Genomic DNA, 14,533 nt, shown 5'->3' with positions numbered 1-14,533 from the left:
GTGGCAATTCTTATTTTTGTGAGCTATTTTATCATTTTCATCAAAAAGTTAATTGTGATAAAGAAAAAATTTTTAAGTATCGTGTCTTATCAGAATGAGTAGGTTATTTACATTTTCCTTCTGTATATCCTATTATTCTCTTGTCTTTACAAGCAAAGCAAGAATTTGCAAAGCTTTCTCGGCAGTAGGTTTTTTTACAATTTAAAATATCTTCGGTAAACCAACCACAGACAGGTTGATATACTTCAATGCAATAATCAACGTTTCTACTTTCTGAGGAACATTTGTTTATGATAATTTGTGATACATAATTATCTTGACTGTTGTTTACAGTTTGTTGATTTACTGGTTTTATCAAATTTGGCATTACTTGTGTAGTTTGTTTTTTTTCAATTTTCACGTTTTCAGTTTTTGAATTCGTTTTGCATCCGACCAACACCATCAGAAAAACCAATATTAAAATATTTATTTGACTTAATCGTTTCATTTTGTCTTCTCCACTTTTGATAGAAAGTATGACGTATAATTTAGAAATTTTTATCAAGAATTTTTGGGTAAATATTAAATTATTTTATTGTGGGACCCGATACTTTACGTTTTGATATTTTTTTGATAAGAACCTTCTTTTTTCCGTTGTTTTCCTATAAAATTAACGTTTAATCAACTTTTTTCAGTGTGAATTTTTTTGAGCTAACCCAAAAAAATGAGTTTTTTACGTTTGATTTTCATAAGTATTAAACATATCATTTCTAAACTTAATCTACTGGTTCCTAATTTTCACTTTTTTTTAAAAAGATTCAAAATTCTTCAGTGTTGTGATTGACTTTCAATTTGGCATGAAAAATTTGGTATCAACGGCACCAATAGAGAGGGGGATACACCCGTTCCCATCCCGAACACGGAAGTTAAGCCCCTCATCGCCGATGGTACTGCACGGTTCGCCGTGTGGGAGAGCAGGACGGTGCCGGCCCCCTCCTTATTTTCATTGTAGCATCAAAGTTAAACCAAACAAAAAGTTATCATAATTTAGCTAAAATATCTATTCCAATTCATAAAAGCTGATATATATATAAAAGCGCCATTTAAAAAACGTTCTTAGAGAAGTTCACAAAAAATCAAGACTGCATTATATTAAGAAAAACTAAGTTAACATTATTTTTCCAAACTACTTATAATTACAAAGAAACTTCAAGAATTTCGAAGTTTAATATGGTGTGATATTTCTTTCCTTCATCAAGTTCAAAACTTTCTTTAAATCTTCCCAAACGTCTCGTTTTAGGGGTGAATCATCTCCACCATTTCTTAACACATAGCTGGGATGGTAAGTAGGAATTACAGGGATGTTTTTATAATAAAACAATTGCCCTCGAATTTTTGTAATTCCAGCCGTGGTATTTAACAGAAACTTTGATGCTGGATTACCCAGCGCAATGATGATTTTTGGTTGAATTAGCTCAATCTGACGTATCAAATAAGGACTACAATATGCTACTTCTTCTGCATCAGGTGGACGATCCTTTTCTCCTTTCATATCTACCGTAGGACGACATTTCACCACATTCGCTATATAGACTTTTTCTCGAGGAATTTTTAAGCCATTTTCAATCATTCGTGTTAGAAGTTCACCCGCTCGTCCAACGAAAGGTCTTCCTGTTTCATCTTCGGTTTTTCCCGGACCTTCACCGATAAACATCAAATGAGCCCGTGGATTTCCCTCACCAAAAACTACGTTTCTTCGAGTTACACACAACTTACATTTTCTACATTCTTTTGCTATGGACTCCAACTCTTCTAAAGAATTCACAAACGAAAAGTCAGAATTTTTCCAAAGAGCATCAGCGTATCTGGGTGTAGATGTTTTTGTTTGTTTTGTTTTTTCTGCGTATTCGAATAAATCCATCTTAAATTTCCATTAGTTTAGAAGCGAGTTCTGCTAAGGGGGAACGCTCTCCTTTTTCTAAAGTGACGTGCGCAAAAATGGGTTGTCCTTTCAGTTTGCTGAATGTATAAGAAATCCCATTTGTATATAAGTTCAAGTAAGGGTGATCGATTTGATAATAATCTCCTGTAAAAACTATTTTGGTTCCAATGCCAGCTCGGGTGATAATGGTCTTTGCTTCGTGAGGAGAAAGGTTTTGTGCCTCATCAATAATGACAAATTGCTTGGGAATGGATCTACCCCTTATAAAGGTCAATGGTTCCACGTCAATCACACCCGTCTCTTTTAGATAATCAATCGTTGCGAAAACGTCTTTATGTTTATGGGATTTTTTTTCAAATTCTTCTTCTTTGTAGGCATAAGAACCATTTTCTAAAAGAAACTCCAAGTTATCGTAAATCGGTTGCATCCAGGGTCGTATTTTTTCTTCTACCTCTCCCGGCAGAAACCCAATGTCTTTTCCTAATGGGACAACTGGTCTTGCAACAAGTAGCTTTTTGTAGATTTCTTTTTCCATCACTTGCTGTAATCCACAAGCTAATGCGATCAATGTCTTTCCTGTTCCCGCTCTTCCTGCTATTGTGACTAACTGGATTTCTGGATCCAACAAAGCATCAAAGGCAAATCTTTGCTCTTTGTTCTTGGGATGAATATTGAATACCTTTTCTTCTTTCAAAGGGATTAGTCTTCCACTTTTATGAGCTCTGGCTAAAGCACTTTTATTTTCGGACTTCAGTGTGATGTATTCATTCACAAGAATAGGTTCATGCAAAGGCTCAAAGGAAAATTCAATTTTATCTTCCTGCCAAAAGAGAGGTTCATTCTTATAAAATCTTTCAATCCATTCATCTGTCGTGTAGATGGTTCGTTCTCCCGTATAGAGCTTTTCTAAACTACCAATATCTTCTGTTGTGTTGTAATCTTCTGCTTGGATACCCAAGACATCTGATTTGATTCTTAAATCTGCATCCTTTGTGATAATTTTTACATTTTTTTTATAAATTTTTTTTAATTTTAATCCTGTTGAAAGTAAGTAATTATCTTTTAAAATCTTATTCAAACCCTCAGGGAGTTCTTCAAAATCATTGAGTATATAAACTTGCAGAACCGACTCATTGGGAAGTTTTACTCCTTCTGTTAGTTTTCCTGAGACTCGCAGTTTATCTATAGCTCGAATGATTTCTCTTGCAGCTTTACCAATGGTAGTAACATCCCTCTTAAAGGAATCCAGTTCCTCAATCACAACCAATGGGATGATTACATGTTTTTTGGGAAATTTAAGGTAAGCATTGGGATCAAGAAGCAATACGTTTGTATCCAAAATGATGTATTCCATAAAACAATCGCTTTTAGAAAAGGATTAATTTTTTTATAAGTATGTTATTACTCATTCCCTCAAAAGTTTATTTCGACAATCAATTTTTATACATTCAATGGCGAGATGGCAAAGAATGCAAGTTTGATCTTCTAAACCTTAGAAGATATTGTCCATGTGCGCAATGCCGAGGTGGTCATGAAATCCGAGCAAACCGAATCACACTGGACATCAAAGAAGCCAAGCTTGTAAGAATCAAAAAAGTAGGAAGATACGCAATTGGATTGGTCTGGGAAGATGGGCATGACTCAGGAATTTATACTTATGAGAGTCTTCGCTACTTTTGTGACGAAAACAAAGAATATCGTCCACCCGGGGAAGAAGACGATTAAAGTGCGCCCAGGTGGATTCGAACCACCGACCTCTTGATTCGTAGTCAAACGCTCTGTCCAACTGAGCTATGGGCGCTTTGTAAATAAGATTTTTTAACTTGCAAACTCGTAAAGTAAAATTTGATTAGGTTATCACTGAAAACGTAAACGGATTTCTCCTTTTTTCACATCTAAGATTTGAATTTTTTTTCCCGTTTCTTTTACTACAACGAACATGCGAGGGTCATCTCCATAAAAGGCGAGGGTATCCCTTAAAGCAAATTCCCTACCGGGATAGATTACTTCCCAAATAATTTCATTTTGAGATGAGCTGATTTCGTTCACATTCTTCACAGCTGTGCGTTCAACCAAATCATCACGAAATATACCTGCTTTTGCCGGATCCAAGCCTGAGATTTTCATGATGATTTTGTTGTTCCTTGTGATTTCTGACCACTTGCTTTGGAGTTTTTCGTGAGCAAATTTCGCAAAACCACCTAATTTCTTTTCTGGATTGGGATCAGCTCCGACCGCATAGCGTTTGACTGACTCTTGAGCTGCTTGTAAATCCGTCACACCAATCCCACCAATGGCTTGTCCACTATAGGTTCCAATGATTTCACCTTGCCCCCATAATGACAAAATATTGATGGTTCCTGTGGCTTGGTAGCTCTTAAATTGGGGAGCTGGTGAGGCTTGAGGCTTGGTTTCAATATTTCCGATGATTAGCACATCTGCACCTGCTTTGAGAGCCACATCTTTTGCGTTTTCAGATAGTTTCGAAGGATCGTCTGCTACGATTTCAGAACTTCGGATGTGGGGCAATATGGATGTGGGATCTAAAACATCATACCCTTTTGCAATCAGCACATTCCGTATTTGTGATGCTCCTACCCCATCTCGAGAAGCGAAATCATAAACCTTTTTCGCATTTCCAGGAATAATGTATTCTTCTCGAATCAAAACCATGATTTTGGGATTTCCCACTAATTTTTGCATCAGATTGATTTGGTTTTGAATTTCTGCTTTTTCTACCTGGAACTTCACAAATAGTTTGATCATTCGAACGGTATCTAACATGTATTCTTGTTCTTCAATCACTCGATCATTCTTGCAAACTCCTTGAGCTTTAGAATAGATTTCGTTGGCAATGGACTGAGCATCAGAAACTTGAGTGTAAGTTGCAACTTGACTTCCTATACACTTTTCTATGGCTTTCCTACAAGCATCTTCTTTTGCTTTGTTTTTAGCTGCGGAAACACTTGTAAATATGGGAGCTTCTCCATAGACGGTGATTTCTCCACGTAAGCACTCAGAATAGAAATCTCCTATTGTTTCAGCTTCTTTTCGTTTCTCTGCAGGCTTACAATGAAAATAAATCAAAAGTAGTCCCAAAAAAACCCAAAAAAGCTTATGTTTCATACTCCCTCCTTTAGCAAACGAAAACTTGAGTCCATAGAAAGATATTGTCAACTCATTTTATTTCATTGAGTTTTCCGGAAAATATCCGATGGAAAGGATTGGATATGATAAGTCAAGCTGTAGGAAGTGATATAGAAGCGCTAAAAGAAATCCAAGAGGTTTTACACAAGGAGTTGAGTTTACTCCAAAAGGCAACTCAGATTGAAAAAGAAAAAGGCTCTGCCATTCTTTCAGCAAAAGCTCAAAAACTTCAAGAGTTAACCCAAAAATCAAACGAATTTTTACATTCTCTGATTGAAATCGAAAACCAACGATACACACTGATTGGGAATTTGATCTCGAAATACAAAGATAAAATCTCTTCATCTCAATTAAACATCTCGAACTTCATGAAGGTGATTGCCATAGTAAAAGAAAATTCGAACCCCCGAGAATCCAATCAACTGATAGAAATTATTGATGGGTTGATTGAGATCCTCACACGCTTTCGAAAACAAACAGAAGAGTTGAAAGCCGAAGTTGAAGCAAACCAAAAATTGCTTCATCGCACAAAAAAGATTGTATCTGAATTCTTAGATGAAGTAGAGAAAAAAGACAAAACCTATCTTAGATCAAACAAAGTCAAGGTCAGTTCTTCGGTTTTAATCAATCAAAGCATATAGGAGCGTTCAAATGGGTTCCACGTTCGGTGGTTTAGAAATTACGAAAAGAGGGCTTTTTGTTCACCAAACAGCAATACAAACAACGGGACACAATATTTCCAACGCAAGTAATCCCAACTACGCACGTCAAAGAGTAGAATTCGATACTATGGATCCCCTGTATGAACCAACCCTTACCAGATCGAATCATCCCGGGCAGTTAGGTCAAGGAGCTAAGATTGCTTTGATTGAACGAATACGGAATTTTTTTTATGACGATCAAATCATCAACACATCCAAAGAAAAGCAATTTTGGGATACAAAATTCCAGTATTTGTATCAATTAGAAAAAATCATCAACGAACCATCAGATCAATCTCTTCGAAATTTGGTTGAGCAGTTTTGGTCATCATGGCAGGATTTATCTCAATACCCAGCTGAGCTTTCTCATCGAGCTGTGGTGGTAGAACGAGCTCAAACCTTAGTAAACCGCATCCAAGATATGTATCGAAAAATCCAAAATTTACGAGAAAGAGCCGAGCAAGAAATCCAAGAAACCGTCCAACTCATCAATAATTATGCAAAAGAAATTCAAGAGTTAAACGTCAAGATCGCAAAACTACAAGCACTGGGGGATCAACCCAACGATCTTTTAGATAAACGAGATGCTGTAATAGAAAAACTTTCTTCTCTCGTCAACATACGGATCGGTAGAGGTGATAAAGATGAAATGATGGTTTTTATTGGAGAACAAGCAATCGTTCAAGGTTCCATTTTCAGGGCTATCCAAGCAATTCCAAATCCACAAAATGAGGGCATGTCATCCATCATTTGGGAGCATAATCAAAAACCCGTTATTATAAGCGGAGGAAAGCTTAATTCTTTATTGGAGCTCAGAGATCAAGATATTCTTTCTCGTCTGTATGAGTTGGATGAATTTACGGTTAATCTGGTTGATATTGTCAACGAAATCCATAGGGATGGTTTTGGTTTGGATGGAAGCACAAACCTTTCTTTCTTTGAGATTCGCCCTATCACGTTTGATGGGAATGCAACGTTTATTCCGAGGGATCACGTGGGGGATTTTGATTTTAATTTTGATGGCGTTCCTGAAATGACGGCTATTTTTCGTGTGGCTGGCACTCAAAAAGTTGATCCAAGAAGACAAGTGGGAATTAGTGGAATTCTCACTTTCTACCAATGGAACGAAAACGCGAAATCCTATGAACCCGTCCAAATCACGTATAGAGAAAACGAAACCTTAGAAGACATCATCAAAAAAATCAATCAAGCAAAAGTTGGAGTGGTTGCGTATTTGAATCACGAAAGCCAACTTGTTTTGAAAGCTGCAAGAAATGCCGACGACACAAAGTATAATTTTTTTATCAAACACATAGAAGACTCAGGAGATTTATTAGTTGGATACACAGGGATTTTGAGGGCATCGGGCAGCGTTGGAGCTTTTGATTTCCGACGAACAGGAGATATTGCAAAATTTCAGGGAACGTTAGAGAATATCACAGTCTCGCCTCTTTTTAAACCCTCGCTTCATGTGAAAGTGAATGATGTGATTCTGCGAGACCTTTCGAAAATCGCAGCAGCCACGGGAAAAGACGTTGGTGGAACGGGTGATTACAACACTCCCGTCGGATTGGCAAACGGAGAAAACGCCCTACTAATCGCACGAGCTCTCAAACAAGGAAAAAGCTATGTGGGTTATGATGAAACCTTTTTGGAATTTCATACTTCACTGGTATCAAAGTTAGGAGCCGAAAGTCAAAAGGCTGAGGAACTCTATAAACATCACTCAGATCATCTATTAGTGCTCAATAACCTCAGACAAAGCCTCATGGGAGTAAATCTCGATGAAGAAATGGCAAACCTAATCCAGTTCCAACATGCTTACAACGCTTCAGCAAGAGCTCTAAGAGCAATGGATGAATTGTTAGATGTGATTATCAACCGACTAAAAGCCTAAATTAGGAAAAAGCTATGAATCGAATTACCGGTTTAATGCAAAACCAAAATCTCATCAAACACATCCAAAACCAAAAGGTGGAAATGGATAAACTACAAAACCAGTTAGCAACGGGGCAAAAAATTACAAGACCAGGGGAGGCACCCTCAAATGCTGCCAACCAAATGTATTTCAAAACAAGGCTTATTGAAACCCAACAATTCGAGAAAAATGTGTATGAAGCCATCGATCGCATCAATCTAACGGATGGGCAACTTTCAACCATCACAGATATTCTTCAAAGAGTGCGAGTTCTCGCAGTCCAAGCCTCCAATGGGATTTATCAAGGAGATAACGCTTTTGATCTCAAACACGCCATTGCTTCCGAAATTGATCAGCATCTTCGTGCCTTGATTGATATTGCAAATACAACCGATGCCACGGGAAGACCCTTATTTGGTGGTTTTTTTGTTGAACGAAAACCTTTTGAACCCATTGTTGCAGACATCGAAACTCCTGATGGAATCAAGCTGGAAAACCAAATCATTGGTGTGGAATACCGAGGGGACATTGGAAAACGTCTGGTCGAGATTGATCGAAATGAATACATTGACGTAAATCTGCCCGGCAATCGTGTTTTTTGGGGAACCAACATGGTGATTGTGGGTAATGTCGATGCTTCGGGTTACATTGCCACATCGAATCAGAAATTCAAAATAAACGATGTGACGATTGAAGTCAACATAGGAGACACAATTGACGATATCATCGATAAAATCAACAAGGCGGGAATCGAAGTTCGAGCATCAAAAGTAGGACAAGATAATTTGGCATTACACACCATCACGCCTCATCAAATTTGGTTGGAGGATTTAGAAGGAGGAACAGTTTTGCAGGATTTAGGCTTGATCAACCCCGATCAACCTCAACCTCCAAATAATTACAACCCCCTTGCAAGAGTAGAAGGTTTATCGTTATTTGATGTTTTGATTAAGTTTCGAAATGATTTACTCAAAGGAGATCAATTGGAAATCTCAGGACAAGACATCGGAAATTTAGATGTAGCATTGGAGAACTTGCTTCGTTATCGTTCGGAGTTGGGAGCTCGCCATAATCGTTTAGAAGAATTTGCTAAAAAAATCAGCTGGGATAAAATCACCCTTACAGAATTAGTGGCAAAAACAGAAGGGATTGATTATGCAGAAACCATCATGAACTTAAAATGGATTGAAAATGTATATAACTATTCATTGAATGTTGGGGCAAGAATCATTCGCCCTACATTATTAGATTTTATCAGATAGGTTGGAAAAATGCTTGAGCTCGAGACAAAGTTTTTTGGCAAAAAATCCATCCAAGAAAATGAAATTTTATATTTTCCCGAAGGTTTGCTTGGCTTCCCAGAAGTAAAAAAGTTTTATCTTTTCAAAGAAAATCCGGATTCGCCTTTTTTGTGGTTGCAATCCGTAGAAAAAAAAGAATTAGCCTTTGTAGTGATGAATCCTCATGATATTGTCAAAAACTATCAGCCTGTGGTTCTCTCTTTTGATTTGGAAGCACTGGAAGTAAAGAGCTTAGAAGAATGCAGCGTTTTTTGTATCTTGACGATCCCTGAAAACCACCCCGAAGAAATGACAATCAACCTACAAGGACCAGTTCTTATCAACAAAGCAAAAAAAATAGGAAAGCAAGTAATTTCACTTGATGATAGACACAAAGTTCGAATGAATGTCTTTGAACTAATCCAAAAGCAAACTCTATAGGAACGAAAAGTGTTAATCCTTACACGAAAAACTAACCAATCCATCATGATCGGAGATGAAATTGAGATCGTGATTGTAGAAGTTCGAGGCGATCAAGTCAAATTAGGAATCAAAGCACCAAAAAACATTCCCGTCCATCGAAGCGAAGTCTACAAAGAAATCCAAGAACAAAACAAAAAAGCATCAAGCTCCCTGCGTTTAGACTCCGTAAAACAAGTAGAAAAAATCCTCCACAGGAAAAACCAATAGGGTTTATACTTACTCTACCTGACCGATGAAGTTCCTTGTAAAAGTAGTTTTTCTTTTAATCTTAGCTTTCCCGTTGTTAGCTGAAGAAGTTTTCCCGCCCTTGTCGTCGTCCTATCATTTACGTATTGTCAATAGAAAATACGTTTCCTATATCTTGTTCGAAAACATAGAAAACGTTTATGTTCTTACGATAATTTTGACTCACGGTCCGAACTATCATGCATTTAAGAGCGATAGTTATCGGCTTTATTACAAATGTGGGGATACTGCAACGTGCCTTGCCAAAGCAAAAGAGCTGGACGAAATCCTATCTTCTGGCTACAACATCGGCTTCGTGATCTCTGGCGATTGGATCGAAAAAATCATTCCAATCAAGTATTAGCATCCCATCAACTTTTATAACCTTTGTAATGTAAAAAACCTTTTATTCTTTTGCTTTTTTAAGGAAATTTTTGAGTGTAAGAAGTAATTTTGACTCTTATGTTAATTTTGAATGAGTCCATGATCGAGCTCTCTTCGTCATTTTCGAGGTTTATTCCATCCTATTCATTAAACTTTTCTTGCCTTTATATAGAATTTCCAAAAAAAAGAAAAAATGAAAACAATCTTAGTCACTGGTGGTGCGGGTTTTATTGGATCCCATATATGTGAAGCTCTATTAAAAGAAGGGCACTATGTGATTTGTTTGGATAACTTTTTTACAGGTTCCAAAGAAAATATCGAACATCTCTTAGATCATGAAAATTTTGAAATCATTCGTCATGACATCATAGATCCTATAAAACTCGAAGTCGATGAAATTTATAACTTAGCTTGTCCTGCAAGTCCCATTCACTACCAATACAATCCCATTAAGACTTTGAAGACTTCTGTGATTGGAACGATGAATATGCTCGGCTTAGCAAAGCGAGTGAAAGCAAAAATCCTACAAGCGAGCACCTCAGAAGTCTATGGAGATCCTACGATCCATCCACAGCCAGAAACATATCGAGGAAACGTAAATCCAATTGGTCCGAGAGCATGTTATGATGAGGGAAAACGAGCCGCCGAGACTTTATGTTTTGATTACTACCGTGAACACAAAGTGAAAATACGGGTTGTCAGGATTTTCAACACTTACGGACCGAATATGCAAATCAACGATGGAAGAGTGATTTCGAATTTTATCGTGCAAGCACTACTGAACCAAGACTTGACGGTGTACGGGGATGGAACTCAAACCCGTTCATTTTGTTATATCTCCGATCTCGTCAAAGGCATGATTGACTTTATGAGTCAAGACGAACATTTAGGACCTATCAATCTAGGCAATGATCAAGAATTCACAATTCTGGAGCTCGCCTATAAAGTTATCGAAATGACGAATTCTAAATCAAAGATTGTTTTTCGTCCCTTGCCAGAAGACGATCCTCTCCAACGAAGACCTGACTTAACCTTAGCAAGAAAACTCATACAATACGAACCCAAAGTCTCTTTAGAAGAAGGATTAAAAGCTACAATTGAGTACTTCGAAAAAAAACTTCAAAAAATGAAGCACATCAAGTCCTTTGCCAAGTAAGTTATTATCTCTGACTAAAAAGGATTTTAGAAATCTCATCAGAATAAAGATCAGAAACAAACTGAATTTTAAAATCATAGTTCAAATAGGGTTGCAATTTTCTTCTTTGGGAAAAATATAAAGACATTTTATAAATATCACTTATTAATAATTCTTTATAAAAATTACTTAAGTTTTTTGCCTTTTTCCATTTTTTTAGGATTTGACTTTTTTGGACGAAGCTTTGCTTTCTTTCATTTATTAAGTCTAAATCGTGAATTTGATGTAGAATCACCAAATCCACTTTATCTTGATAAAACGAAGATATTAAGCATTCTATGTTTTCTGAGCAGATTTTTGTAATATTAGATGTTTTGATTTTTTTATTAATTTCATTTATAAAATTACTCATATTTTCGTATATCAAAATATCACTTATAAAATTCAAAAAGGCATCCTGAAAAGGCTCATAGGAAATCAAAACATACTGATTATTGAATAACAGTTCTTGATATAAATCATACTTCCAAAGATTGACATTTGAAACTAAGATTTTTGTCTTTTCAGAAATATCATCAGGATAAAAAAAATAGAATTTGAAATGTCTTTTCTTTAGCTTTTCTTTGATTTTTGGATTTACGTAATGGATTTCTTCTGATTCTTCTGGGTATTTCGATAAGCGAAATTCGATTTCGTAAGTTTTCTTTTTGCGTTTTTCGTAAATTGAAATTTTTTTCGTTATTTGAATTTCGGCTTTTTTTAAGAATCCACGCATTTGTAAAATAGGACTGATAATTCCATGAGAGCTCCTTACGGGAAAAACAATCACCACATCCTGGGAAATTTCTTGATTATGGTATTCTTTGAAAAGATGCATCACTCGTTTATGAAAATCACTCTGAATATGAAATCGAGATTTGAAATCTTCCCAAATTTCATCTTTTTGATTGTAATATTTTGGTTTTAAAAATTGCTCAAATTCCTTTTTTTTCAAAACCAAGACATACATTGATTTTTCTTTGTAGGGGATTTTTGGTAATATCCAAAGTTGACATTCAGGTTCTTCGATGTATTCGATCCAAAAATCATAAAATTCATTGTAAGTAGCATTCCAAAGAATCAAGCTCCCACGAGAGAAGGAATAAACAAAATCAGGAATTTTGGATTTATCAAAAAAACAAACAGAGGAAAGAATAATAGGAGAGTAAAAACTAAAACCATCAATAATCGTAGAAATTTCGTCTTCAATCTCAACAAATTCATCACAAGCTGGCTGGAATTGATTTGGACGCAACGGAGAGGCACGAAAAAACGAGATGTTCGGAAAAAAACTGAAATTACGACATTCAGAAATCAAAACTTCATTCGCAGAAATTCGAAAACTCAAGATTACCCCAAGAATGAAAAAAAATGAATTTTTAAAAAAAATTTCAAAAAAAGATTGAACCATTTTCTAAAAGAATTAGTCAGTATATTAGAGTAGTTATTTGACAAATCAAACCATACATTGGAGGTGAAAATGAAAAAACTGATTTTTTTTGTAGCCATTGGTAGCGTCTTATTGACATACTGCGGTTCAAAACATGAGGTCAAAAGAGACGCAACAACCGTAGGAAAAGAGGGATGGGTTTTTGAAGGTTGGGCTTGTGCCCCTGATGCCACGAAAGCAAAAGAAGGTTTGAGCCCTGCTAAATACTGCAAAGAAGGTGAGCCCAAAGAATATCTCTATATGAAGTTCTCAGCGGCTGCTTCAGAAAAAGCAATCCGAAGTGGACGTATCGCTCAAATGATGGCAACCTGTAGAGACGCAGCTCTAACCCAAATCAAAGGCGATGGATTATCAAAAATCATCGGTGATTACTTAGAACAAGCTTCTGGTGTGCAAGATGGTCAATCCACTGGTATTGCCATTGTAAGGCAAAGCAAAGGTATCATACAAGGTGTGGGACTTTATGACTGCTGTGCGATTGATAATGACACAGGAACGTGCGTTGAACCCGGCGAAAAAGAAGATTGGTCCCAATGTCTTTGTGTGGGTTATTTGAGATTCCCCGGTGGACAAAAAGCCTTCGAGAGCCTCGCAAGACAAGTTTCAGCTCAATAGGGGTTTTCCCCTATTGTTCTTTTTTTTGGTTTGCCCTACTAAAAAAAGCACTCACTAAATTCCCTTGAAATTCCATCCATTTTTTGTAATAAGCCATTCGTTTTAACCCCTTTTCTACGTAATCTTTGTTGTGGGGATTGCCATCGGGTTTTCCTGTGTTGTGGATGCGAAAACACACATCCCATTTTTTTTGAACTATGCATTTTAAATAGTGCTTTCGAATAAAAGCAATGCTCCACAGAAGGTGGTTTTCTCCCTTTAGATCATCAATTGAACATCCCAGCTCCAAACAATGATACCCCATGATTTGGGTTGGACCATAGCTTGTTGCAAGCTGCCTTAGTTCTTCTTCTGTTAGTGAAGCAACTTTTTCTTTGGGAATGTATGAAAATGGTTCGTTATTGTATTTGAGTCTTAGTAGCCTTTCGTAGATTTTTGGCTCAAATCGCTGGCTATCCCAATTGCCTGGAGGATGAGATTCTAAAGAAATCAAAGCACCCATGTATTCAGGTGGGATTTCGGTTCCCTTAGTGGCAAATTCGATTTTTTGATGATAATGATGATAAATAAGATACATGATGGCATCATCCATTTCTTCAAAACAATGAAGATAAAAAAAGTTTATAAATAAAATTGATAAAATAAGTTTAGTCTTCAAGTTGGTTTAGTATTTTTTTGATTCTTTTGATATAATTTTGTGTTTCAGAATAAGGAGGAATCCCCTCGTATCTATCCACAGCAGAAGGTCCCGCATTATACGCAGCAAGAATCTTTTCTAAACTATCATATTTCTTTGCGAGTTCTTTGAGATATCGTATGCCACCTCGAATGTTTTGTTCTACGTCATGAGGATTGACATTCAGCATTTTCGCTGTCTCGGGCATGAGTTGCATGAGTCCTATTGCTCCTTTTTTCGAAATGGCATCGGGATCGAAGTTGCTTTCGACTTTGATGATGGACCAAATCAATTCAGGAGAAACCCCTTCTTCCTGAGAAACTCGTTTTACCAAATCCCAGAGTTCTTTTTGTTCTTTTGAGTTATGGATTGTCGTCGTTTTTTCTTCGGATGATGTTTCGTTATTTTCGATTTCGTTTTTTAGGTATTGAGAAAAGTTTGGTTTTTGGTATCGATGATGGATTTCAATAATTCGGTCTTTGATCTTTTGGATTCTGGCAAAAACTTCACTTAATCCATGGATTTCCACAAAACCACGATATGTAATTTTTGAATCACA

16 protein-coding genes, 1 tRNA gene and 1 rRNA gene are annotated in these 14,533 nt (G+C 36.6%); 10 read left to right on the top strand and 8 right to left on the bottom strand.

The genetic code is table 11. The features are described 5' to 3' along the window. Positions 1-103 precede the first annotated feature (103 nt). Positions 104-487 carry a hypothetical protein gene (locus NZ853_01180; GenBank protein MCS7204289.1) on the bottom strand — a complete coding sequence of 128 codons (384 nt, stop codon included), beginning with the start codon at positions 485-487 and terminating at the stop codon, positions 104-106. Positions 488-853: 366 nt separating this feature from the next. On the opposite strand from NZ853_01180, the gene rrf reads away from it, so the two are divergent. Next, a 5S ribosomal RNA gene (gene rrf / locus NZ853_01175) occupies positions 854-970 on the top strand. Positions 971-1,204: 234 nt separating this feature from the next. On the opposite strand, the gene NZ853_01170 is transcribed toward rrf, so the two are convergent. Then, a complete protein-coding gene (locus NZ853_01170; GenBank protein MCS7204288.1) occupies positions 1,205-1,900 on the bottom strand; it encodes a uracil-DNA glycosylase in 696 nt (231 codons plus the stop codon). A gap of 1 nt (position 1,901) precedes the next feature. Continuing rightward, a complete protein-coding gene (locus NZ853_01165) occupies positions 1,902-3,275 on the bottom strand; it encodes a PhoH family protein (protein MCS7204287.1) in 1,374 nt (457 codons plus the stop codon). A 41-nt stretch (positions 3,276-3,316) separates the two neighbouring features. Here NZ853_01165 and NZ853_01160 point away from each other — a divergent pair, with 41 nt between their 5' ends. After that, a complete protein-coding gene (locus NZ853_01160) occupies positions 3,317-3,646 on the top strand; it encodes a DUF971 domain-containing protein (GenBank protein MCS7204286.1) in 330 nt (109 codons plus the stop codon). A 2-nt stretch (positions 3,647-3,648) separates the two neighbouring features. Here NZ853_01160 and NZ853_01155 read toward each other — a convergent pair. Together NZ853_01155 and NZ853_01150 are read right to left on the bottom strand one after the other, a co-directional pair. Beyond that, positions 3,649-3,722, bottom strand: a tRNA-Arg gene (locus NZ853_01155). 56 nt (positions 3,723-3,778) lie between these two features. Beyond that, positions 3,779-5,047 carry a hypothetical protein gene (locus NZ853_01150; GenBank protein MCS7204285.1) on the bottom strand — a complete coding sequence of 423 codons (1,269 nt, stop codon included), beginning with the start codon at positions 5,045-5,047 and terminating at the stop codon, positions 3,779-3,781. Positions 5,048-5,151: 104 nt separating this feature from the next. Here NZ853_01150 and NZ853_01145 point away from each other — a divergent pair, with 104 nt between their 5' ends. From NZ853_01145 to NZ853_01115, 7 genes are all read left to right on the top strand, one after another. Next, entirely contained in the window at positions 5,152-5,709 is a 558-nt protein-coding gene (locus tag NZ853_01145) for a hypothetical protein (GenBank protein MCS7204284.1), read from the top strand. A 10-nt stretch (positions 5,710-5,719) separates the two neighbouring features. Continuing rightward, on the top strand, positions 5,720-7,666 hold the full coding sequence (gene flgK / locus NZ853_01140) for a flagellar hook-associated protein FlgK (GenBank protein ID MCS7204283.1): 1,947 nt from the start codon (positions 5,720-5,722) through the stop codon (positions 7,664-7,666). A gap of 14 nt (positions 7,667-7,680) precedes the next feature. After that, positions 7,681-8,949, top strand: a complete 1,269-nt coding sequence (locus tag NZ853_01135) for a flagellar hook-associated protein 3 (GenBank protein MCS7204282.1) — start codon at positions 7,681-7,683, stop codon at positions 8,947-8,949. A gap of 9 nt (positions 8,950-8,958) precedes the next feature. Next, the gene (fliW, locus tag NZ853_01130; protein ID MCS7204281.1) at positions 8,959-9,408 is read left to right on the top strand and encodes a flagellar assembly protein FliW; all 450 of its coding nucleotides are present in this window, start codon (positions 8,959-8,961) and stop codon (positions 9,406-9,408) included. Between the two features lie 9 nt (positions 9,409-9,417). Then, positions 9,418-9,657: a carbon storage regulator CsrA gene (gene csrA / locus NZ853_01125; GenBank protein ID MCS7204280.1), complete on the top strand. Its 240-nt coding sequence runs from the start codon at positions 9,418-9,420 to the stop codon at positions 9,655-9,657. 25 nt (positions 9,658-9,682) lie between these two features. Next, complete coding sequence (locus tag NZ853_01120) at positions 9,683-10,039, top strand: hypothetical protein (GenBank protein ID MCS7204279.1); 357 nt, start codon at positions 9,683-9,685, stop codon at positions 10,037-10,039. Positions 10,040-10,252: 213 nt separating this feature from the next. Beyond that, positions 10,253-11,215, top strand: a complete 963-nt coding sequence (locus tag NZ853_01115; GenBank protein ID MCS7204278.1) for an SDR family oxidoreductase — start codon at positions 10,253-10,255, stop codon at positions 11,213-11,215. A 4-nt stretch (positions 11,216-11,219) separates the two neighbouring features. On the opposite strand, the gene NZ853_01110 is transcribed toward NZ853_01115, so the two are convergent. Beyond that, positions 11,220-12,581: a hypothetical protein gene (locus NZ853_01110; GenBank protein MCS7204277.1), complete on the bottom strand. Its 1,362-nt coding sequence runs from the start codon at positions 12,579-12,581 to the stop codon at positions 11,220-11,222. Positions 12,582-12,713: 132 nt separating this feature from the next. Between NZ853_01110 and NZ853_01105 the strand changes: the two genes are divergently transcribed. Beyond that, on the top strand, positions 12,714-13,298 hold the full coding sequence (locus tag NZ853_01105; GenBank protein MCS7204276.1) for a lipoprotein LipL21: 585 nt from the start codon (positions 12,714-12,716) through the stop codon (positions 13,296-13,298). A 10-nt stretch (positions 13,299-13,308) separates the two neighbouring features. Here the strand turns inward: NZ853_01105 and NZ853_01100 are convergent, their stop codons facing one another. Next, positions 13,309-13,890 carry an N-acetylmuramidase family protein gene (locus NZ853_01100; GenBank protein ID MCS7204275.1) on the bottom strand — a complete coding sequence of 194 codons (582 nt, stop codon included), beginning with the start codon at positions 13,888-13,890 and terminating at the stop codon, positions 13,309-13,311. Positions 13,891-13,945: 55 nt separating this feature from the next. Beyond that, positions 13,946-14,503: a lytic transglycosylase domain-containing protein gene (locus tag NZ853_01095; GenBank protein MCS7204274.1), complete on the bottom strand. Its 558-nt coding sequence runs from the start codon at positions 14,501-14,503 to the stop codon at positions 13,946-13,948. Between the last annotated feature and the right edge of the window lie 30 nt (positions 14,504-14,533).

It is taken from the genome of Leptospiraceae bacterium, assembly GCA_025059995.1.
Classification (GTDB): Bacteria; Spirochaetota; Leptospiria; order Leptospirales; family Leptonemataceae; genus SKYB61.
This window is presented reverse-complemented; position numbering and strand designations above follow the sequence as displayed.